An 18,772-nucleotide genomic window follows, 5' to 3' on the forward strand; every position below is an offset into this window, starting at 1 on the left:
AAGGCTCTCGTGTGGCGTGCAATAAGTAGCGGGTTGTTCGAGGTCGGCCCGGCGCTACATCGGACTAAGTCAATTTCCTGCCATCATCCATCCGCGAACGCCATGACTTTCGCTCAACTGCTTCACGACTCGAGCCGCGTCCTGTTTTTGTTTATACGGACCGATGACGACAAAGTTGTTTTCTTTACGCGCTACCGGCAACTGCATCTGCTGAATGGCTTTCAGGGCGCGTTGGCGGCCGGGTGTGTTCAATGCAATTTCGACCACCCAAAGGCCGGATGAAGGAGTGCTTGAAGCTGCTTTTTTGATGTTGGAAATGAAGCCGCCGCACGTCAAGCACGGTCGTTCCAGCGTGATGAGCGAGCCTGGCACCGTGCGAAAGAGGTGCCATTGCGGATCAAAGGTTTTTTTGCGGGCGAAGAGCGCCAGGAGCAAGCCGGCAAAAGAAATCAGACCGCTGAGGATAATTGTCCAATTGTATGCCTGCGTGGGTAATGAGGGCAGCGCAAGAGCGGGTGTTTCATCTGGCTTGTCGGCCAAAAACTGTACGGCGTCAGACTCCATTGAATCGGGTATGTGGAATCCGTTTTCCGCAAGGGACGCAAGCTCGTCGGAATGCGTTGTACTGAGCTCCGTCGCAACTTTATGAGCGGTGTCATCAAGTACTTGTTCGATTTTTGTCACTTCTTGCCGGAGGTATGAATTATCGACGTTATTTTGACAAGTTTGGCCGGCAGGTAGGTAAGTCCATAGTAGTACTGATAGTTGCCCCAAAAAGCCAGTGACCAGGAAACCCAAACCAAGCTTTCGCACAGAGACCATCTCCAAATCAAATGAATAGTTATTTGTCCCGTTTTCTTCTGATAAACAGGGTTCTATTTGCTGATCCTGGGGATGGTCTAAATCTTGGGCGCGTCAGTGCGACCAAGCGCCAAAACTAGTTGGCTGCTTTTTATTATTAGAAAGAGCATCGGCAATGCACTTTATAGACTGCTGGTTGGCGAAGAAGGCTCAGATGTTCAAAAAAAAACCGGATCAGATGGGTATGAAAGTGATCCATTAAAACCGATATTCCGCCGGCACCTCCCGAGCGATGAACTGCTGCATGTGTTCGAGAAAACTGATTTGCAGTTTCGACGCCGGTCCTTGAACCGGCAACAGCATGCTGAAGTCCATTTCGATCGCCGGTTCGAAGGCTCTGAACACGACGCCACTGCCCCGGTATTCAACGGCGCTGATGGCGTCGACCAGCGCGACTCCCAGGCCTTGTTCGACGAAGGCGCACATGGGCAGCGACAGCTGGGTCTCCAGCCGCAGTTCACGCTCCACCCCATGAGCGGCAAATATTGCGTCGATGTGTTGGCGTGAACCGATGGATTGCGGATAGGAAATAAACGCCTCGCCTTGCAGATCCTCGGGCCGGATCGTGCTGTTGGCCTGTAAGCGATGATTGGCCGGCAATGCGCACAGCATGCGGGTTGCCAGCAGTTTTTCCGCGCGGGGGCTGGGGTAGGTGTTGGGCAGCACAATGATGCCCAGATCACAGCGCTGACCGACCACCAGATCAACGATTTCGCGCGATGAATGCACAATCAGCGATACCTGCACTTGATCATGTTCGGCCATGAATGCGGCGATGGCTCGCGGCATGAAGGACAAGCCCATGGCCGGTGCGCAGGCGATGTGCAGTGAGCCGCGTTTCAAGCTGCGGATGTCTTGCGCTGTTCGGGCAATGCGTTCGACCCCGAGCAGCGAGCGTTGCACTTCCTGATACAGCGTCATGGCCTCGGGGGTGGGCTGAAGCCGGCCTTTGATCCGGTCGAACAGGCTGAAGCCGATGTCCTCCTCAAGGCTGGCGATCAGTCGCGTTGCCGCTGGTTGTGAGATGCACAGCATCTCGGCGGCGCGGGTCACGGTCTGGCCCAGAATCACGGCGCGAAAGGCTTCCAGCTGACGAAGGTTCATGGCGCTATTCCTTGAAGGTAAATCCATACCAAAAAGACATGGGCTTGCCAAAATAAAGCATTTTTCAAGCCGTTGTCAGCTCTCTAGGATCATCTCTATCGGGAATATCCAGTGGTATGGCCTGCGCTGAAGAAGGTTTTCAGCGCCGAGAGAGCGAATGCGCAACTCATGCAAAAAACTGATGTAGTTATCGTTGGAGGTGGTCTGGTCGGGCTGTCGATTGCCTATGGACTGGCCATGCTCGGTCGCCAGGTCAGCGTCCTGGATGAGGGAGACGACGCCTTACGGGCTGCCCGTGGCAACTTCGGCCTTTTATGGGTGCAGGGCAAGGGCTATGGAATGAGTCCCTACGCGCAATGGACTCGTGAATCGGTGGCGCTGTGGCCGCGATTCGCCGCCGCGTTGCAGGCCGACACTGGCATCGACCTCCATCTGCGCCAGCCGGGCGGTTTCCAGCTGTGTTTGAGTGACAAGGAGATGGCGCAAGAAAGCCGTCGACTGCTCTGGCTGCGCGAAGCCATGGACGGTGATTATCCGTTCGAGCTGCTGGACGCTGCACAACTGCGAACTCGCTTGCCTGGCCTGGGGCCGACCGTTGTGGGGGGCTGTTATTCGCCCATGGACGGTCACGTCAATCCATTGAAATTGTTGCGCTCCCTGTATGCCGCCTGCCGGATGCGTGGGGTCACGATCATCAATGGTCAGCGGGTCAGCGCCATTGGCCAGCGAGCCTCGGGCTTCGAGTTGCACACCGACCAACAGCGCTGGTTCGCCGGTCAGGTCGTACTGGCAGCAGGCCTTGGCAACCGTGAGCTGGGCGCGCAGTTGGGGATGGACGTGCCGGTGAGTCCTAATCGTGGGCAAATCCTGGTCACCGAGCGACTCAAACCGTTTCTGCATTACCCCACCACCTATGTTCGGCAGACCGACGAAGGCACGGTGCAGTTGGGTGACTCCCATGAGTCGACGGGTTTCGACGACGGCACCAGCAGCGAGGTGATGAGCACCATCGCCCGGCGCGCCGTGCAATGTTTTCCTCAGTTGGGCAACGTGCGTCTGGTACGAGCCTGGGGCGCGTTGCGGGTGATGAGTGCCGACGGTTTTCCGATCTATGAAGCCTCGCAGGCTTGCCCGGGGGCGTTTGTGGTCAGTTGCCACAGCGGCGTGACCCTGGCGGCGATCCACGCTTTGCGCCTGGCGCCGTGGATTGGCGGCGAGTTCGACGAGCCGGCGGTGGCGTCTTTCAGCCTGCAGCGTTTCAGTCTCAAACGGGAGGTGCGCCATGCCGGCTGACAGCTTGTTCCGGGCCCTGGTGCCTGCGCAAAAAAACCTGCAGATCGAATTCGAAGGCGCGGCATTGTCGGTGCCGGCCGGTGTTTCACTGGCCAGCGCATTGCTGCTCAGCGGCATCACTCACACCCGCGAAAGTGCCGTCAGCGGCAGACCGGGCGCGCCCTATTGCATGATGGGCGTGTGCTTCGAATGCCTGGTCGAGGTGGACGGGCAAGCCAACTGTCAGGCGTGCCTGCTGCCGGTTAGAGCCGGCATGCGCGTTCGCAGGCAGCGCGGCGCTCGCGAGTTTCTGGCCGGTGACCACGTCGAGGCGGGCGCTGATGAATAATCAAATTGTCGACCTGATTGTGATTGGCGCAGGCCCTGCGGGAATGAGCGCGGCGCTGGAGGCAAGCCGATACGGGCTTTCGGTTGTAGTGCTGGATGAGCAGGGCAGCCCCGGTGGGCAAATCTATCGCAATATCCTGCAGGCCGATGCACGCAGCCGCAGCGTCCTCGGCGATGACTACACGGCGGGCGCGGAGCTTGTCGCACAGTTTCTCCAGTGCGGGGCCCGGTATCTGGCCAATGCGGCCATCTGGCAGGTGACGCCGCAGCGTCAGGTGCATTACCTGATTGATGGCCGCGCTGAAGTCCTGCAAGGGCATCATCTGTTGATTGCCACGGGTGCGTTCGAACGACCGATGCCCATCCCTGGCTGGACCTTGCCTGGTGTCATGACCGCCGGAGCCGGGCAGATCCTCCTCAAAAGTGCCGCGCTGGTGCCGGCCGGGCCGGTGGTATTGGCCGGCTGCGGCCCTTTGTTGTACCTGCTGGCGGTGCAGTACCTGCGGGCCGGCATTGCGATCGAAGCGCTGGTGGACACCAGCGGTCAGGGCGACCTGCTGCGAGCCTGGCGCAAAGTCCCGGGCGCCTTGCGCGGCTGGCGTGACTTGCTCAAGGGCTTGCAACTGCTTATCGAATTGAAGCGCGCCGGGGTCAGGCATGTTCGCGATGCCCGTGATTTGCGTATCGAAGGTCAGGCTCACGCCAATGCCCTGAGTTTCGACAGTGGCGGTCGGCGCTGGACGATTCCCGCCTCGCTGATTTTGCTGCACCAAGGCGTGGTGCCCAACACCCAGATCAGTTGGTCGCTACGCCTCGAACATGACTGGAGCGAACAGCAACTGTGCTGGATCACGCGTCGCGACAGCCAGGGTGAAACCAGTCTGCCGGGCATTTATATCGCCGGTGACGGTGGCGCCATTGGCGGTGCGCAAGTGGCGTTGCTCGAAGGTCGCCTGGCCGGGCTGGCGATTGCCGCACGCTCGGGGAAAGTCGGTGGGCAATCATTGCAACCATTCGCCGACTCTTATCAAAAGGCCCTGCGTCGCCAGCGTGCTGCCCGGCCACTGATCGATGCGTTGTACCGCCCGCAACAGCAAAACCGTATTCCCGCCGACGAGGTGATTGTCTGCCGGTGTGAAGACGTCAGCGCCGGTTCGATTCGCCAGCACGTCGCGCTCGGCTGTTTGGGACCCAATCAAACCAAGGCTTTCGGTCGCTGCGGCATGGGGCCATGTCAGGGCCGTCTGTGCGGTTTGAGCGTTACCGAAATCATTGCCGAGCGGCGCAAGGTCCCCGCCGCAGAGGTCGGGTATTACCGGATTCGCTCGCCACTCAAACCGATCACGCTTGCCCAATTGTCCACCGAAACACCCTTTGCCCAGGAGCATCCATGAGTCATATCCAACGCATCGAAAGCAATCCACGTCTGAGCCGCAGCGTCGTACATAACGGCGTGGCCTGGCTCAGCGGCATCGTCGCCGCCGATTGCAGCCAGGACATCCGTGGCCAGACGCGCCAGGTGCTGCAACGGGTCGACGAGCTATTGGAGGCCTCCGGCAGTGACAAGAGCCGTCTGCTCAGCGTGCAGATCTGGATGAAAGACATGGCCGCCGATTTCGCCGGCATGAATGAAACCTGGAGCGCCTGGGTCGACGCCGGGCAAACGCCGGCGCGGGCTACCGCTCAAGTGATGTTCGATGACCCGCAAATCCTGTTGGAGTTGATCGTCACCGCCGCCGTCTAACCAATCCCGTTGTAACCGCTGCGCTCGCTTGAGTTGCGCAGCGAGGAGCAGACGGCCGACAGAGCCGCCACTCCCGTGAGTTCACATTGCTGCTGCCATAACGGATGACTTCGATTGCGGAGCGCCCGACATAAACAACATCGCATCTGGAGCTATGAATGAACGTAAAAAGCATGGTCTTGAAAGTAGGGCTGGTCTCACTGTTGGCCTTGGGTGTCGGCGTACAGGCGGCGGAGCAACCTCTGCGCCTGGGCATCGAAGCGGCCTACCCGCCGTTCGCTTCGAAAACCCCGGACAACCAGATTGTGGGTTTCGATTACGACATTGGTCAGGCCCTGTGCGCCGAGATGAAAGTCCAGTGCGTGTGGCAGGAACAAGAGTTCGACGGGTTGATACCTGCACTCAAGGTGAAGAAAGTCGATGCGGTGATTTCGTCGATGTCCATGACCCCGGAGCGGATGAAATCGGTCGATTTCAGCAATCGCTATTACCGTATTCCGGCGCGCCTGGTGTTCAAGAAGGGCAGTGGCATCAGCGACATTCCGGCACAGCTCAAAGGCAAGCGGATCGGCGTGCAACGCGCGACCAATTTCGATCGCTACGTCACCGAGAAATTCGCTCCGGCCGGTGCCGAAGTGGTGCGCTACGGCTCGCAGAATGAAATTTTCCTCGACCTGCTGGGTGGGCGCCTGGATGCTACCATGGCCAGTTCGGTGGTGATCGATGAAAGCCTGTTGAAGCGCCCGGAAGGGAAGGACTATGAGTTCGTCGGTCCGAATTTTACCGAAGAGCAATTCTTCGGCACGGGCATCGGTATTGCGGTGCGCAAGAGCGATCCCCTGGCCGGTCGTTTCAATCAGGCCCTGGCGGCGATTCGTGCCAACGGCACCTACGACAAGATCCGCCAGAAGTATTTCGACTTCGATATCTACGGCGAGTAACGACCGGGCGTTCTATCGGCGCGCATGCTTGAGCATGCGGCCGTTTTTTTCATTGATTGGAGTCGAGATGCAAACCAAGGCGTTACTGAGCGAGCAAAACGTTTCGCAAATGCTGTCGACGGCAAAAGACCTGGCCCATCAACGCAACTGGCCCGTGGCGATTTGCGTCGTCGATGACGGCGGTCATCCGCTGGGTCTGCTGCGTCTGGATAATACGGCGCCGATTGCAGGTTACATCGCCACGGAAAAAGCGCGTACCGCAGCGCTGGGTCGTCGCGACAGCAAGGTTTACGAAGACATGATCAATGGCGGGCGCCACGCCTTCATCAGTGCGCCGAACCTTAAAGGCATGCTCGAGGGAGGCGTTGCCATCTGGTTTTGCGCCAGTGGCGCTTTGGACAGCAGTAATCCATGGCTCAAGTTGGGTGGCGTCGAACTGTTTTTCTGATGCCGAGGCAGGGAGGGAGCGCAACGTCCGCTCGAAGGGCTAATGCTGTTCAATTAAGAAAGTTTTGGGGTTGGGGTTGGGGTTGGGGGCATATCCGTTTCTGCGGTCACGGCGGCTATTGGTTCCGCCCTGACGGCGGGTTACTTGGAAAAGCGCCAAGTAACCAAGCGCTTGCGCCCCTGACGTCCGGTGCCTCGCTGTGGCTCGGCATTCCCTCACTCCGGTCCTGCTCCGTGGGCCCGCCGCCATCGGCCATCCATGGCCGGGGGCGGCTAACCCGGCATCCCTGCCGGGTTGCCCACTACGCAGAACCTGCGTTCGGCCTCCCGACGGGGCAGATCAAGATCAAGATCAAAAGCTAAAGGCGAGCTAACGCTCGGCCTGATGAGTGGTGAGGAGCAAAAGCGCTGCGCCGATCTGCTTTGATCGTTCCCACGCTCCGCGTGGGAATGCATCCCGTGACGCTCCGCGTCACCATCGCGCAGGACTCAAGTCTGGTGTCGACAGCGGAACGCAGAGCGTCCCCGGCGGCATTCCCACGCGGAGCATGGGAACGATCAGGACGCGTAAGCGTTGAAGAATCAGGTCGGCCGGTAGGCCGCCTCGTTAGCTGTGCTCCGGTGTGCTTTATGTGGGAGCGAGCCTGCTCGCGATGCTATTGCAGTTGATCATTCCCACGCTTCGCGTGGGAATGCATCCCGTGACGCTCCGCGTCACCATCGCGCAGGACTCAAGTCTGGTGTCGACAGCGGAACGCAGAGCGTCCCCGGCGGCATTCCCACGCGGAGCATGGGAACGATCAGGACGCGTAAGCGTTGAAGAATCAGGTCGGCCGGTAGGCCGCCTCGTTAGCTGTGCTCCGGTGTGCTTTATGTGGGAGCGAGCCTGCTCGCGATGCTATAGCAGTTGATCGTTCCCACGCTCCGCGTGGGAATGCATCCCGTGACGCTCCGCGTCACCCTTGCGCAGGACTCAAGTCTGGTCTCGACAGCGGGACGCAGAGCGTCCCCGGCGACATTCCCACGCGGAGCATGGGAACGATTAGGACGCGTAAGCGTTGAAGAATCAGGTCGGCCCGCAGGCCGCCTCGCTTTGGCTTTTGCGGTGCACGCCCCCTCGTGAGGCCGAGCGCAGGTTCTGCGCAGTGGGCACCGCGGCAGGGATGCCGCGGTAGCCGCCCCCGGCCATGGATGGCCGATGGCGGCGGGCCCACGGAGCAGGACCGGAGCGAGGGCATGCCGAGCCTTGGCGAGGCACCGAACGTCAGGGGCAAGAGCCCTTGGTTACTTGGGGCTTTTCCAAGTGACCCGCTGTAAGAGCGGAACCAATAGCCGCCGTTACCGCAGCAACGGATATGTACCCAACCCAACCCAACCCAACCCCAACCCCAACCCCAAAACTCTCTTAAGTGAACAGCATTGCCCTCGGTAGCCAACCTTCAGCCAGTCACGGAACCCTGCGGTATCTTCCCGGCAAAACTGTCCACCAGACTTGCCACCACCATCTCGCCCATCCGCGTGCGAGTCTGCAGCGTCGCACTCGCGCGATGGGGCTGCAGCACCACTTGCTCATTGCCAAACAGCACCTGCGGCACGTTCGGTTCATCGACAAACACATCAAGCGCTGCCCCTGCGATCTCGCCGGCCGCCAGTGCAGACACCAGGTCCGCCTCGTTGACGAGCTTGCCCCGGGCCACGTTGATCAGATACCCACCTTTGCCCAACGCCTGCAGCACCTCGGCATTGATAATGGCTTCAGCCTTGTCGGCCGCGGCGGCGAGAATCAGCGCGTCACTGTTGCTGGCCAACTGTTTCAGATCGGCGAAGAACGTGTGGCTCACATCGCTCATGGGCTGCAGATCGGTGTAACTGATCGGGCAGCCGAAGGCAGCGGCGCGGGTTGCCACGGCACGCCCGACCCGGCCCATGCCGACGATGCCGATACGCATGCCTGACACCTGGCGCGCCAGAGGCAAGGGGGCCAATGGTGTCGCGCTGTGGGGCCATTGGCCCGAACGCACGTAACGATCGCTGGTGCACAGCCCGCGACACACGGCAATCAGCAAGCCGATGGCCAGGTCGGCGACATCTTCGGTCAGCGCGCCGATGGTCGCGGTGACGCGGATCCCACGGTCCCTGGCGTAGGCCAGGTCCACCGCATCGGTGCCGACGCCATTGACCGCCACCACTTGCAGTTTCGGCAACTGCGCCATCAGCGCCTGGCTGATCCCGGTATGCCCGCCGGTGATCACCCCGCGAATGTTGCCACCGTGTTCCTGCAAATAAGCCTGCTTGTCGGCCTGCTGGAAGTAACGTCTGACGGTGAACAACTCATCGAGCCGCGTGTTGATTTCAGGGATCAGGATCGGGCTGAGCTGCAAGACTTCTGGTTTCATGTAAACCTCGCGTAACGGAATAAAAAGGCCGGTTCAACCGCGACCGGCAAACGGCATGGCACTGGCCATGACGGTCATGTTCAGGACGTTCGCCTCCAGCGGCAGACCGGCGATGTAGCGCACGGCATCGGCCACATGCTTAACGTCCACCATCGGCTCTACCGCGATGCTGCCGTTGGCCTGGCGCACACCTTTGGTCATGCGCACCGACATCTCGGTCAAGGCGTTGCCGATGTCGATCTGGCTGCAGGCGATGTTGAATTCGCGCCCGTCCAGGGCCAGGGATTTGGTCAGTCCCAGCACCGCGTGTTTGCTGGCGGTGTAGGCGCTGCTGAACGGGCGTGGGGTGTGTGCCGAGATCGAGCCGTTGTTGATGATGCGTCCGCCCTGTGGCTGTTGCCGGCGCATCAGTGCGAAGGCACCACGGGCGCAGAGGAAAACCCCGTTGAGGTTGGTGTCGATCACGTTTCGCCACTGCTCGAACGTCAGTTCATCCAGCGGCACGGCAGGGGCGTTGACCCCGGCGTTGTTGAACACCACGTCGAGGCGTCCGTAGACCTCGCTGATGGTTGCAAACAGCGCATCGACACTGGCCGGATCGCGCACGTCAGTGGGGACCGCCAAGGCTTCGTGGCCCTCGCTGCTCGCCAGGTCGACCAATGCCTGCAGGGGTTCTGGCCGGCGTCCGGCCAGTACCAGGGTGAACCCGTCGGCCATCAGGCCCAGGGCCACGGCGCGGCCGATTCCGCTACCGGCGCCGGTGACCAGCGCCACTTTCAAAGGACGGTTCATGTGGTTATCTCCTTTTTTTACAATTCACGAGGGTGTGTGCCGGGCTCAAGGTCGCTGGCCGACACGCATTTCCAGTTGGCCGATGCCGTCGATCCCGGCGTTGATGATGTCGCCGGGCTGCAGCACATCGACGCCTGCCGGGCTGCCGGTCATGATCAGGTCGCCGGCCCGCAGCGCGACTGATTGCGAGATGCGGCTGATGATTTCACTGACTGACCAGATCTGACTGTCGAGGCTGTCGCGCTGGCGCTCTTGGCCGTTGACGTTCAGCCACAAGTCGCCGTCAGGGTGACCCGCGCGAGTCACCGGCACGATGGCGGTCATTGGCGCGGCGCCGTCGAATACCTTGGCGCCTTCCCACGGCAAACCATTGCTTTTGGCCGAGCGCTGGACATCGCGACGGGTCAGATCAAGACCGGCGGCATAGCCCCAGACATAGGCCAACGCCTGACTCTCAGGAATATTGGCGCCACCCTCGCCAATGGCCACGACCAATTCGATTTCGTGGGCAAACTCTTCGGTCAACGGCGGGAAGGTCACTTCACCCGTCGCTTCCACCACGTTGCTCGCCGGTTTCATGAAGAACACTGGCGGCTGACGGGATTGGCCTTGGGTGTCTGGCCAAGGGTAGTTGCGGCCGACGCAAAATACCCGGCCAACGGGGAAGCGCTGCTGGCTGCCGGCAACCGGCAAGGTCACGGGCAGATCCGGGGTAAACACATACTCGGTCATGGTCATTTTTCAGGTGTCCTGTTAGAAGCGTCAGCGTACGGCGGCAATCTTTTGTGAAGTTGGACGAATGCCGCCTCGTGTTGGAGAAAAACGGTGTCTTGGCTCAACGCACCTTGAGTTCGATGCGGTACAAGCGACCGAGCAGCAACGAATAGGACAAGGTCCCCATCAGCGCCACGCCACCAATGAACCAGAAGGCGTAGGCAAACGAGCCGGTTGCGTGGACGATGCCGCCAATCACGATCGGGGTGACGATCCCGCCGATGTTGGCGGCCAGGCTGGTGACCCCGCCGGTCAGGCCGATCAGTTCCTTGGGCGCGACTTCCGATACGGCCGCCCACGATGAGGAAGCGATTCCCTGGGCGAAGAAGGCAATGGTCAGCACGGCAATGCAGATCACGTTCGAGTCAGTGAAATTCACCAGCACAATCGACATGCCCAGCATCGAGCCGACCACCAAGGGCAACTTGCGAGCGAAGGACATCGAGTAACCACGGCGTATCAGCAAGTCGGAGATGATGCCTGCGAGCAGAATGCCGACCGTTGCCCCCACGAACGGCAGCACCGCGAAGATCCCGGCCTTGATCATGGTCAGCTTGCGTTCTTCGATCAGGTACGTCGGGAACCAGGTCAGGAAGAAGTACAGCGCCGAGGTGCTGGCGAATTTGCCGATGCAAATCGCCCAGATCTGCCGATAGCTGAACAGCTCGGCGATCTGCCGCCAGTTGAACCGGGTGCGCTCCTGACTGCTCTTGACCAGTCCACCGCCGGCTTCGATGTACTTCAGCTCTTCCTCGCTGACGTTCTTGCAGCTCAGCGGATCGCGGTACACGTAGAGCCAGATCACACCGAACACAATGCCGAGTATCCCGGTGCTGTAGAAAACGTGGCGCCAGTCATAGGTCGTGGCCAGCCATAACAGCGCACCGGTAAACAGGGCGGTGCCCAGATATTGGCCGCACACGTAAATACTGCTGGCCAGGCCCCGTTCCCGGGCCGGGAACCACACCGTCACCGCTCGGCTGTTGGCAGGAAATGCTGGAGCTTCCATGGCACCGACTGCCAGGCGCAGCCCAAACAATGATGCGAATCCTGTGGCAAAGCCTTGGCACACGGTGACGGCCGACCAACTGATCAGTGACACCCCGTAGGTGACCCGGGAACCGAAGCGATCGGCAATGAACCCTGCGGGGACCAGGGCGAGTGCGTAGGTCCAGGCAAACGCGGAAAAAATCAGGCCCATCTCGATCTTGTCCAGCCCCAGATCCTTGGCCATGAACGGTGCGGCAATCGAGATATTTACGCGGTCGATGTAGTTGATGATGGTCGCAATCAGCAGCAACGACAGCATGAACCAGCGCCGACGTGTCGGCAGGCGCTGAGGCAACAGGGCGTCCCGGGCGTCGGCGCTCACCGACGGCGCGGTGGACGGGGAGGTGTGCGAGTTCGACATGAGTAGACCTTTTTATTGTTAGAGGAATCCAGTTGTTCGCGCGCAGCCGAAACCGATGCCCGCAGTGTCGGGGCAGAGCATCGCTACTTGAATGAGAGGCGCGAACAGACGCTGTCAGGCGCTCAGATACGCCTTCGGACAGGCTCGGTCGGGGGAGGGTTGGCGTGGGAAAGAAACAGGTTCATTGCGTGCGCACCTTGTGATTGTTTTTGGAAGGGTCGGGCTGCATTGGCTGTCAGAGTGGTCGTACAACTTCGCAAAATCAACGGAGGCGTTAGATCGTTTTTTCTCCTGAAAACAGCGATTAGTGCAGGTGTCCAAGAAAAATCAAATCCGCTCATTTCCGCGGTTCTGTCTTAAATGTTTTATAAGTTATTGATTGTTATTGGTTAATTAATCTGGTGCTGGCGTATTTTTTTGGACAGACGACGTGGCACACACGAATACAATTAATTCTCTGATTTTTGCTGTCATCCTATGACGCATTGAATTCGACCGTGGCGGCCGACACAATCAGCGACGTCGCCGCCTGTTCCGCGGCGCGACGACAACCTGCCCATGTACCTGTCGAGGAGCCTCAGGCGATGTCGTCATCGAATCGAGTACCCACTTACGTCATGCAGCAACGTAGCGAATTGACAGACTTTTACATCCGCGACAAAAAAGGCCGGAACGCCGAAACGAGTCCTCATCGCCACGAGTATTTCCAGATCCAGGTCAATCTCGGTGGCGATACCGTGCAGCACATCGGCAACGTCGAGCGCCCGTTTCCACGCAATACACTGGCCTTCATCCTGCCGCATCGCGTGCACGTGATTCCGCATCCGGCTGACAGCAACTTCATGGTGATCAATTTTTCCCAGACCTTTCTGCTGCCGCACTTGCAGTGTGATCCGATGGATCTGGAAGAGGTCTCGATTCTCCTGGCACCGGAGTTGTCGCCGTTCCGCTTTCAGGAGCATCTGGATTTCATTCTGGCCGATGAAGATTTCAGCAAGGTCTGTGGGCTGATCGAACAGATGCGCGTGCTCGACGGAAACCGTCAGTTCGGCACCCGTGAGATGCTCAAGGGCTTGCTGCTGCAATTGATTGGAAGTGTCTGCGCCTTGTACGCGGAGCCATTGAAACGGCTGGCCGAAGAGAATGCCGCCGAAGTCAGCCGGCGCGACGCACTGAGCAGGATGTCGGAGTATTTGCGCAAGAACATCGCCGATCCCGATCTCAACCTGATCAAGGTCGCCGCTGCGACCTACCTGTCGCCGACGTACCTCACGCACTGGTTGCGCAAGGAAATCGGCAAGACGTTCACCGAACTGGTTCTCGAGCGTCGGATGCACGCGGCGCGCAATTATTTACTCAATGGAACGCGGCCGGTGGGGGAGGTGGCGAGGTTGTGCGGCTTCGCCGACGAAGCCTATTTTTCAAGACGCTTCCGCCAGATCCACGGCCAGCCTCCAGGGCAATTCAGGCGTCAGCAACTCAATCCCGACACGCCACAATCACCCTCCAGCACATGACGGTTCAGCACTCGCATCGCCGCTGAAGGGCTTGTGTTCGAATTCGATGGGCTCATGGCGGCTGGGTCGAGCGGTTCGGGTGTTCCTTTTTCACCGACTAGACTAACGTTTGCGACTCAATGCACGCCTTCCAGCGTGAGCCCGACTGCCTCTCAGGGGGCTATCGATGAAAAAACCATGGATCTGCGCTTTTCTGCTGATGGCCCAGTCTGCTCATGCACTGGCTCAGGACGACGCGTCTCAAAAAAACCAGGGATTCTGGCAACTGCAAACCAGCGTCTATACCCGGCACTACTCGCCAGACCCTGACCACAATAACAATCAGGATTTGATCGGGCTGGAGCGCAACGAGCCCTCCGGCTGGTTGTTTGGCGGGGCGACCTTTCGTAACTCGTTCAGCCAGCGCTCTTATTACGCCTACGTCGGCAAGCGCTACGAAAGCGCGGACTACCCGGTGTATATGAAATTGACCGGCGGTGCCGTTGAGGGCTATCACGGCAAATACAAAGACAAAATCCCGCTCAATCACTTCGGCGTTGCCCCCGTGATCATTCCGTCATTGGGGGTTCATTACGGGCCTGTAACCACCGAGCTGGTGTTGCTCGGTTTCAATGCGGCGCTGGTCACCGCGGGCCTGCGATTCTAAAGAAACTGCGCCGGCGCGCATGCCTGCCGACTGTCCGCAGCGTCGTGGGGTGTTTGCAGTTCGGGCGTAAAATAGGTGCGCAACCTCATCAACAGGAGGCGCCTATGCAAGCGGTCCAAATGAGCACTCAGGCTGCAGAAAACAGAGCTGTCTGGGATCAATACTTTTGTGCTGCATTGATTGCGGAAAGCAACCTGACTGCACCGGTTATCGGCGGTCCGAATTCGAGTCACGAGGACAGGCAGAACCTATTGGTCGAAAGGGCGACCGTTCTCGCGGACAAGATGATGGAACATAGAAGATAAACTGAGCCCAGCCATCGCGCTGGGCTCTTCACGGCAGGGGCCAGGCTTAACCGTTACCCTTGTAGTGACCGCCGCTGATCTTGCTGGTTGGCACAATAAGCTCCGGCCCTTGGTTGCGAACGTTGCCCACCGCGCGATCTACCTGAAACCATTCAAACGCCTCAGCCGGCTCACCCTCCAGCAGCACCATCTGTTCGGCCCGCTCCTTGGGCGTGGCCGGATCCAGCCATTCCCGCGCCAGCTCTGGTGCAAGCACGACCGGCCGCCGGTCATGAATGTCCACCATGCCGCCGGCACTGTCGGCGGTGATGATTACAAAGCCGTCATGCTCGCTGGGCTCATGCTCGCCGATGGGGTAATGGCCGATCGCAGCACAGAGAATGGGCGTGCGGTCGTGGTGACGGATCAGATAGGGCTGTTTTTTCGGGCCGCCTTCGTAAACCCACTCAAACCAGTTGTCGATCGCAAGAATCGCCCGGTGCGGCCAGATGTCTTTGAAGAAGGGACCGTGAGCGACTTTTTCCACCCTGGCGTTGATCGGCGCGGCACGGTCCTTGGCCCAGTGTGGGCGCCAGCCCCAACGCACCTTGTCGGCACGCAGGTATTCGCCATCGCGGTGAAAGAGCGCGAGCTGCGTGGTGGGCGCCGCGTTATAGAGCTCCAAAGGCTGATCGCCAGCATCATTGAGCAGGGCGTTGGGGATGCTGAGGGCCGCGACGAAGTCATGAATGCCACGGTACTGGGAAAGGCGTCCGCACATGATTGCACCCTCCTGCTGTGTATTCAGGATAGACCCGTGGCCGGCGGTTTCATTATTTGTTGGATCAGATCAGATCAGGGAAGTGGTTGAGGGAGTTTTAATAAGGACTCCCCTGGTCATCGAATACGCCACCCGGGGCGCGGGCGGCGGTGTTTCATGCCGCGCTCAACGCAAATAAACAATAAAGTCGCCGTTCGTCGGGACCTGCGCACGATCAAACAGTTAGCAAGTCGATGTAGTAGCCCAAAAAAAACCAGGTTCCTATGCGATCTCTAATTTCCGAAATGCCGAACGGGCGCAAGCTCGTTGATGAGCTTGATGCTGCGACCGAGCAGATGATGTCTATCCCGGTCGAGCTCATCGGTGGCGCTCGGTGGCTGGAAGCCTCCAACCGACAACAACAAGCGTTCAAAAAATGGCAAGCGTATCTGCAGCTCATGGCTGACGGGCGACGATCGACCATCGCGCTCAAAGTCGCATGAACTTCTGCCGCCCGTAGAAAAGCAGGCTCACGGCTGGCCGTAGTCTTTCAGAGACGGGTTTTACGATCTGCGATGACCGCGTCTCACAGATGCGGCATCAGCTCGCCATGCGCCGCACGCCTCCCTTGCGACGGTTGGACTTTTCCTCGAGGTAGATGGCGAATTCCATGGCCTCCCGGTAACTGGAGCGCAAGGCCCACGTCTTGCCCGTGTATCGCTCGACGACATGGAAAATGCCGAGCTTCTTGGTCACCACCTGATAGCGAACACCACGGCGCGACTTCAATCGGTTACAGCGCCGGAAGAATTCGATGCGGGTTGCGCTGGACGGGCCGAGCAGGGCGCAGAGTTCGTCGATGCGCTGCAGAAAGGATGGATGCATGTCTGATCCTCTAAGTGGGGGAGCATGTATTCGTATGTACTTTTGTCGTTAGTTGTTTGCCTTTTGGTGCAGAGGTGAGTTCTGACGGATAAAGGTAGACGTAAAAAAACCACATCGAAACCTGACGGATATTTTTTTTACAGGCGAGTGGTTCGGCGATCAGCCTTAGGCAGGTCGTGTTTCGTTGATGCCGATAGGCTTGCGGGCCTCTTAGCGCGTCAGCCGAGCGCCTGCAGCATGAGTCGCCTGCAACGCGCCCTGAAGGGTACTCATCACCATCTCATGCAGCAGCTTGCGACGTGCCCTGCCACTTGCCTGGGGCTCCCCGACCCAGGCCGGCAGTTGGTTGAGCAGCGAAACGATCCCGCTCAGGGTGGCACGTCGGGTGGCGCTGGCCGGTTTGCCGGTGAGCTGCTCAATCGTTTCCACCAGATGCTCCTCGTAGCGTCGGCGCAGACTCAGGATCGAGGCGTGCTGTTCGCTGCTCAGGCAATGCAGGTCGTACTCAGCCAGACGGAAATGCGCGCCCATTCGTTCATGCAGCAACAGGTGCGCCTCAAACAAGCCGTGCAGTCGTACCTCGGGTGTGGATTTGCGACGAGTCACCAGGCTGGCGCCATGTAGCAACTGTTCATAGAGCTCCTCGATCAGTTCGAACAGCAGGGCTTCCTTGCTTTCGATGTGGTTGTAAATGGAGCCCGCATTAATCCCCAGATAAGTGGCCAGGTCGCGCATGCTGACCCGGCTGAAACCGCACTTGGCGAACAGCTCAAGCGCCTTCTGGCGGGTTTCCAGGTAGCGCGAGTCGATGGCCTGCGGCGCAACGCAATTCGGTCTGGCGCAACGGGACGTGACTGGCTGGGCGAGGGTCATGACATCAGGCCTCCATCGTTGTTGATCCACCTCATACGCGAAACTGCCCCAATAGCTTATTGAGCTGGCTTGCCAGTTGGCCCAGCTGTTGGCTGGCCTCGTTGGAGCGGTCTGCGGCCTGGGCATTCTCGTGGGCCAGCGAGGCTGCGCGGGTGACGTTCTGGTTGATGTCCTCGACCACGTGCGACTGCTCCAGGGTGGCACTGGCGATCGAGGCGTTGAGTTCGGTGAGGTTGCGCAACGCACCGATCACCTGGTGCAGGCTCTCACCGGTTTGGCGGGCTTGTTCCACGGTTTGTTGAGCGGCTTGGCTGCTGGCATTGATGACATTGACCGCCGCTTCCGAGTTGCCCTGCAGGCGCTCGATCATGCCCTGGATTTGCGCGGTGGACTGCTGCGTGCGTTGCGCCAACAGGCGTACTTCGTCTGCCACCACGGCAAAACCGCGACCCTGCTCGCCAGCGCGCGCCGCCTCGATGGCAGCGTTCAACGCCAGCAAGTTGGTCTGCTCGGCGATGGCGCGGATCACTTCCAGCACGCTGCCGATCTGGGTGCTTTCCTGGGCCAGGCTCTGAATCACTTCGACGGCCTGGCCGATGGTTTCGGACAACTGATCGATCTGGCGCAGGCTGCTGTCGATGTTGTGCTGGCCCTGTCGTGCCTGCTCATCGGCCTGGCGGACTTCGTTGGCGGCGTGCTCGGCGTTCTTCGCCACTTCCTGCACGGCGTAGGAAACCTCATGAATGGCGGCGGCCACCAGTTCCATCTGCTGTGACTGCGCCTGACTGTGGCGCTGGCTGTCACTGGCAATCTCGCCGAGCGATTGCGAGGCTTTGTCCAGCCTGACGGCGGTCTGCATGGACTGGCCGATCACCCCGCGCAGTTTGCTGGTGAACGCGTTGAAGTGGCCGCTCATGGCGGTCAGTTCGTCGCGCCAGCGGCTGTCCAGGTTACGGGTCAGGTCGGCGTCGCCGCTGGCGATGTTCTCCATGGCATTGACCACTTGCGTCAGTGGCGAGGCGATGCTGCGGGCAATCAACAGGATCAGCGCGCTGAGCAGCAGGGCGATCATCACCAGAATGACGAAGGCCTGTATCAGTTGGCGGCGGAACTCGACATGCACGTCGTCGATGTAGATGCCCGAGCCGACGATCCAGCCCCAAGGCTTGAACAGTTCGACGTAGGACACCTTTTCTACCGGCGCGTCAGAACCCGGTTTGGGCCAGCTGTAGCGCACCAGCCCTGAACCGTCGCGTACGGCCACGGCAACCATCTCGTCGAACAAGGCTTTGCCATCCGGGTCGAGGGTGCCCGCCATGCGCTTGCCCTGGAGCTTGGCGTTGGGGTGCATGACCATGCGGGTGTCGAGGTCTTCGATCCAGAAGTAGTCCTCGCGGTCGTAGCGCAGGTCGCGTATGACCGCGCTGGCCTGTTGTTGCGCCTGCTCACGGCTGAGACCGTGGTCTTCCATCTCCTGGAAATGGCGCAGGACGCCGCTGGCGGTCTCGACCACGTGGCGGGTTTTCAGCGCCTTGGCGGCATAGAGATCGTCATAGCTCTGCTTGAGCATCAGGCCGGCGAGAATCAGCAGCATCAGGATGGACATCAGCAGGATCAACCACAGCCGGCGGCTGATGGGAATATTACGCAGGCCGAGCATGGGCAACTCCAGGAGGGGGCGAAAGAACAAGCAGCCGGACGCAGGGTGCGTCCGGCC

20 protein-coding genes are annotated in these 18,772 nt (G+C 59.7%); 10 read left to right on the forward strand and 10 right to left on the reverse strand.

The genetic code is table 11. The features are described from left to right. Positions 1-69 precede the first annotated feature (69 nt). Positions 70-822 carry an SPOR domain-containing protein gene (locus tag K5K95_RS20500; protein WP_261398024.1) on the reverse strand — a complete coding sequence of 251 codons (753 nt, stop codon included), beginning with the start codon at positions 820-822 and terminating at the stop codon, positions 70-72. A 237-nt stretch (positions 823-1,059) separates the two neighbouring features. Further along, a complete protein-coding gene (locus K5K95_RS20505) occupies positions 1,060-1,965 on the reverse strand; it encodes a LysR substrate-binding domain-containing protein (protein WP_222585814.1) in 906 nt (301 codons plus the stop codon). Positions 1,966-2,133: 168 nt separating this feature from the next. On the opposite strand from K5K95_RS20505, the gene K5K95_RS20510 reads away from it, so the two are divergent. The 6 genes from K5K95_RS20510 (at position 2,134) to K5K95_RS20535 (ending at position 6,718) form a co-directional block, all read left to right on the forward strand. Further along, positions 2,134-3,258, forward strand: coding sequence for an NAD(P)/FAD-dependent oxidoreductase (locus K5K95_RS20510; RefSeq protein WP_222585815.1), 1,125 nt, complete (start codon positions 2,134-2,136; stop codon positions 3,256-3,258). Further along, on the forward strand, positions 3,248-3,586 hold the full coding sequence (locus K5K95_RS20515) for a (2Fe-2S)-binding protein (protein WP_222585816.1): 339 nt from the start codon (positions 3,248-3,250) through the stop codon (positions 3,584-3,586). Before K5K95_RS20510 ends, K5K95_RS20515 begins: the two co-directional genes overlap by 11 nt. After that, positions 3,579-4,979 carry an FAD/NAD(P)-binding oxidoreductase gene (locus K5K95_RS20520; RefSeq protein WP_222585817.1) on the forward strand — a complete coding sequence of 467 codons (1,401 nt, stop codon included), beginning with the start codon at positions 3,579-3,581 and terminating at the stop codon, positions 4,977-4,979. The genes K5K95_RS20515 and K5K95_RS20520 overlap by 8 nt, the downstream gene beginning before the upstream one ends. Continuing rightward, a complete protein-coding gene (locus K5K95_RS20525; protein WP_222585818.1) occupies positions 4,976-5,329 on the forward strand; it encodes a RidA family protein in 354 nt (117 codons plus the stop codon). Before K5K95_RS20520 ends, K5K95_RS20525 begins: the two co-directional genes overlap by 4 nt. Before the next feature lie 158 nt (positions 5,330-5,487). After that, positions 5,488-6,270 carry an ABC transporter substrate-binding protein gene (locus K5K95_RS20530; protein WP_222585819.1) on the forward strand — a complete coding sequence of 261 codons (783 nt, stop codon included), beginning with the start codon at positions 5,488-5,490 and terminating at the stop codon, positions 6,268-6,270. Positions 6,271-6,337: 67 nt separating this feature from the next. Continuing rightward, positions 6,338-6,718 (forward strand): heme-binding protein, encoded by a 381-nt coding sequence (locus tag K5K95_RS20535; RefSeq protein ID WP_222585820.1) that lies wholly within the window; start codon positions 6,338-6,340, stop codon positions 6,716-6,718. A 1,438-nt stretch (positions 6,719-8,156) separates the two neighbouring features. On the opposite strand, the gene K5K95_RS20540 is transcribed toward K5K95_RS20535, so the two are convergent. The 4 genes from K5K95_RS20540 to K5K95_RS20555 form a co-directional block, all read right to left on the reverse strand. Then, complete coding sequence (locus K5K95_RS20540) at positions 8,157-9,113, reverse strand: 2-hydroxyacid dehydrogenase (protein ID WP_222585821.1); 957 nt, start codon at positions 9,111-9,113, stop codon at positions 8,157-8,159. A 33-nt stretch (positions 9,114-9,146) separates the two neighbouring features. Beyond that, entirely contained in the window at positions 9,147-9,905 is a 759-nt protein-coding gene (locus tag K5K95_RS20545) for an SDR family oxidoreductase (protein ID WP_222585822.1), read from the reverse strand. A 45-nt stretch (positions 9,906-9,950) separates the two neighbouring features. Beyond that, complete coding sequence (locus K5K95_RS20550) at positions 9,951-10,643, reverse strand: fumarylacetoacetate hydrolase family protein (protein WP_222585823.1); 693 nt, start codon at positions 10,641-10,643, stop codon at positions 9,951-9,953. Between the two features lie 97 nt (positions 10,644-10,740). Further along, positions 10,741-12,090 carry an MFS transporter gene (locus K5K95_RS20555; RefSeq protein WP_222585824.1) on the reverse strand — a complete coding sequence of 450 codons (1,350 nt, stop codon included), beginning with the start codon at positions 12,088-12,090 and terminating at the stop codon, positions 10,741-10,743. A gap of 584 nt (positions 12,091-12,674) precedes the next feature. Here K5K95_RS20555 and K5K95_RS20560 point away from each other — a divergent pair. The 3 genes from K5K95_RS20560 (at position 12,675) to K5K95_RS20570 (ending at position 14,558) form a co-directional block, all read left to right on the forward strand. Continuing rightward, the gene (locus tag K5K95_RS20560; RefSeq protein ID WP_222585825.1) at positions 12,675-13,607 is read left to right on the forward strand and encodes a helix-turn-helix transcriptional regulator; all 933 of its coding nucleotides are present in this window, start codon (positions 12,675-12,677) and stop codon (positions 13,605-13,607) included. 166 nt (positions 13,608-13,773) lie between these two features. Further along, complete coding sequence (locus K5K95_RS20565; RefSeq protein ID WP_222585826.1) at positions 13,774-14,253, forward strand: sn-glycerol-3-phosphate transporter; 480 nt, start codon at positions 13,774-13,776, stop codon at positions 14,251-14,253. Between the two features lie 104 nt (positions 14,254-14,357). Then, positions 14,358-14,558 carry a hypothetical protein gene (locus K5K95_RS20570; protein WP_222585827.1) on the forward strand — a complete coding sequence of 67 codons (201 nt, stop codon included), beginning with the start codon at positions 14,358-14,360 and terminating at the stop codon, positions 14,556-14,558. 46 nt (positions 14,559-14,604) lie between these two features. Here K5K95_RS20570 and K5K95_RS20575 read toward each other — a convergent pair whose 3' ends face one another. Next, positions 14,605-15,318 (reverse strand): SOS response-associated peptidase family protein, encoded by a 714-nt coding sequence (locus tag K5K95_RS20575; RefSeq protein ID WP_222585828.1) that lies wholly within the window; start codon positions 15,316-15,318, stop codon positions 14,605-14,607. Positions 15,319-15,581: 263 nt separating this feature from the next. On the opposite strand from K5K95_RS20575, the gene K5K95_RS20580 reads away from it, so the two are divergent. After that, a complete protein-coding gene (locus K5K95_RS20580) occupies positions 15,582-15,800 on the forward strand; it encodes a hypothetical protein (RefSeq protein ID WP_222585829.1) in 219 nt (72 codons plus the stop codon). 97 nt (positions 15,801-15,897) lie between these two features. On the opposite strand, the gene K5K95_RS20585 is transcribed toward K5K95_RS20580, so the two are convergent. The 3 genes from K5K95_RS20585 to K5K95_RS20595 all read right to left on the reverse strand — a co-directional run bounded on the left by K5K95_RS20585 (position 15,898) and on the right by K5K95_RS20595 (position 18,715). Then, the gene (locus tag K5K95_RS20585) at positions 15,898-16,182 is read right to left on the reverse strand and encodes a hypothetical protein (protein WP_222585830.1); all 285 of its coding nucleotides are present in this window, start codon (positions 16,180-16,182) and stop codon (positions 15,898-15,900) included. 210 nt (positions 16,183-16,392) lie between these two features. Continuing rightward, entirely contained in the window at positions 16,393-17,055 is a 663-nt protein-coding gene (locus K5K95_RS20590; RefSeq protein WP_222585831.1) for a TetR/AcrR family transcriptional regulator, read from the reverse strand. Between the two features lie 31 nt (positions 17,056-17,086). Next, positions 17,087-18,715, reverse strand: coding sequence for a methyl-accepting chemotaxis protein (locus K5K95_RS20595; protein ID WP_222585832.1), 1,629 nt, complete (start codon positions 18,713-18,715; stop codon positions 17,087-17,089). Positions 18,716-18,772: the final 57 nt, after the last annotated feature.

Source organism: Pseudomonas sp. DR48, from assembly GCF_019823085.1.
Lineage (GTDB): Bacteria > Pseudomonadota > Gammaproteobacteria > Pseudomonadales > Pseudomonadaceae > Aquipseudomonas.

Excerpts from the sequence above, each read along its gene's own strand:
- K5K95_RS20515 (WP_222585816.1), top strand. The coding sequence starts at position 3,248 with ATGCCGGCTGACAGCTTGTTCCGGGCCCTGGTGCCTGCGCAAAAAAAC.
- K5K95_RS20585 (WP_222585830.1), bottom strand. The coding sequence starts at position 16,182 with ATGCATCCATCCTTTCTGCAGCGCATCGACGAACTCTGCGCCCTGCTC.
- K5K95_RS20555 (WP_222585824.1), bottom strand. The coding sequence starts at position 12,090 with ATGTCGAACTCGCACACCTCCCCGTCCACCGCGCCGTCGGTGAGCGCC.
- K5K95_RS20540 (WP_222585821.1), bottom strand. The coding sequence starts at position 9,113 with ATGAAACCAGAAGTCTTGCAGCTCAGCCCGATCCTGATCCCTGAAATC.
- K5K95_RS20510 (WP_222585815.1), top strand. The coding sequence starts at position 2,134 with ATGCAAAAAACTGATGTAGTTATCGTTGGAGGTGGTCTGGTCGGGCTG.
- K5K95_RS20575 (WP_222585828.1), bottom strand. The coding sequence starts at position 15,318 with ATGTGCGGACGCCTTTCCCAGTACCGTGGCATTCATGACTTCGTCGCG.
- K5K95_RS20570 (WP_222585827.1), top strand. The coding sequence starts at position 14,358 with ATGCAAGCGGTCCAAATGAGCACTCAGGCTGCAGAAAACAGAGCTGTC.
- K5K95_RS20520 (WP_222585817.1), top strand. The coding sequence starts at position 3,579 with ATGAATAATCAAATTGTCGACCTGATTGTGATTGGCGCAGGCCCTGCG.
- K5K95_RS20525 (WP_222585818.1), top strand. The coding sequence starts at position 4,976 with ATGAGTCATATCCAACGCATCGAAAGCAATCCACGTCTGAGCCGCAGC.
- K5K95_RS20560 (WP_222585825.1), top strand. The coding sequence starts at position 12,675 with ATGTCGTCATCGAATCGAGTACCCACTTACGTCATGCAGCAACGTAGC.
- K5K95_RS20595 (WP_222585832.1), bottom strand. The coding sequence starts at position 18,715 with ATGCTCGGCCTGCGTAATATTCCCATCAGCCGCCGGCTGTGGTTGATC.
- K5K95_RS20550 (WP_222585823.1), bottom strand. The coding sequence starts at position 10,643 with ATGACCATGACCGAGTATGTGTTTACCCCGGATCTGCCCGTGACCTTG.
- K5K95_RS20530 (WP_222585819.1), top strand. The coding sequence starts at position 5,488 with ATGAACGTAAAAAGCATGGTCTTGAAAGTAGGGCTGGTCTCACTGTTG.
- K5K95_RS20505 (WP_222585814.1), bottom strand. The coding sequence starts at position 1,965 with ATGAACCTTCGTCAGCTGGAAGCCTTTCGCGCCGTGATTCTGGGCCAG.
- K5K95_RS20565 (WP_222585826.1), top strand. The coding sequence starts at position 13,774 with ATGAAAAAACCATGGATCTGCGCTTTTCTGCTGATGGCCCAGTCTGCT.
- K5K95_RS20590 (WP_222585831.1), bottom strand. The coding sequence starts at position 17,055 with ATGACCCTCGCCCAGCCAGTCACGTCCCGTTGCGCCAGACCGAATTGC.
- K5K95_RS20500 (WP_261398024.1), bottom strand. The coding sequence starts at position 822 with ATGGTCTCTGTGCGAAAGCTTGGTTTGGGTTTCCTGGTCACTGGCTTT.
- K5K95_RS20535 (WP_222585820.1), top strand. The coding sequence starts at position 6,338 with ATGCAAACCAAGGCGTTACTGAGCGAGCAAAACGTTTCGCAAATGCTG.
- K5K95_RS20545 (WP_222585822.1), bottom strand. The coding sequence starts at position 9,905 with ATGAACCGTCCTTTGAAAGTGGCGCTGGTCACCGGCGCCGGTAGCGGA.
- K5K95_RS20580 (WP_222585829.1), top strand. The coding sequence starts at position 15,582 with ATGCGATCTCTAATTTCCGAAATGCCGAACGGGCGCAAGCTCGTTGAT.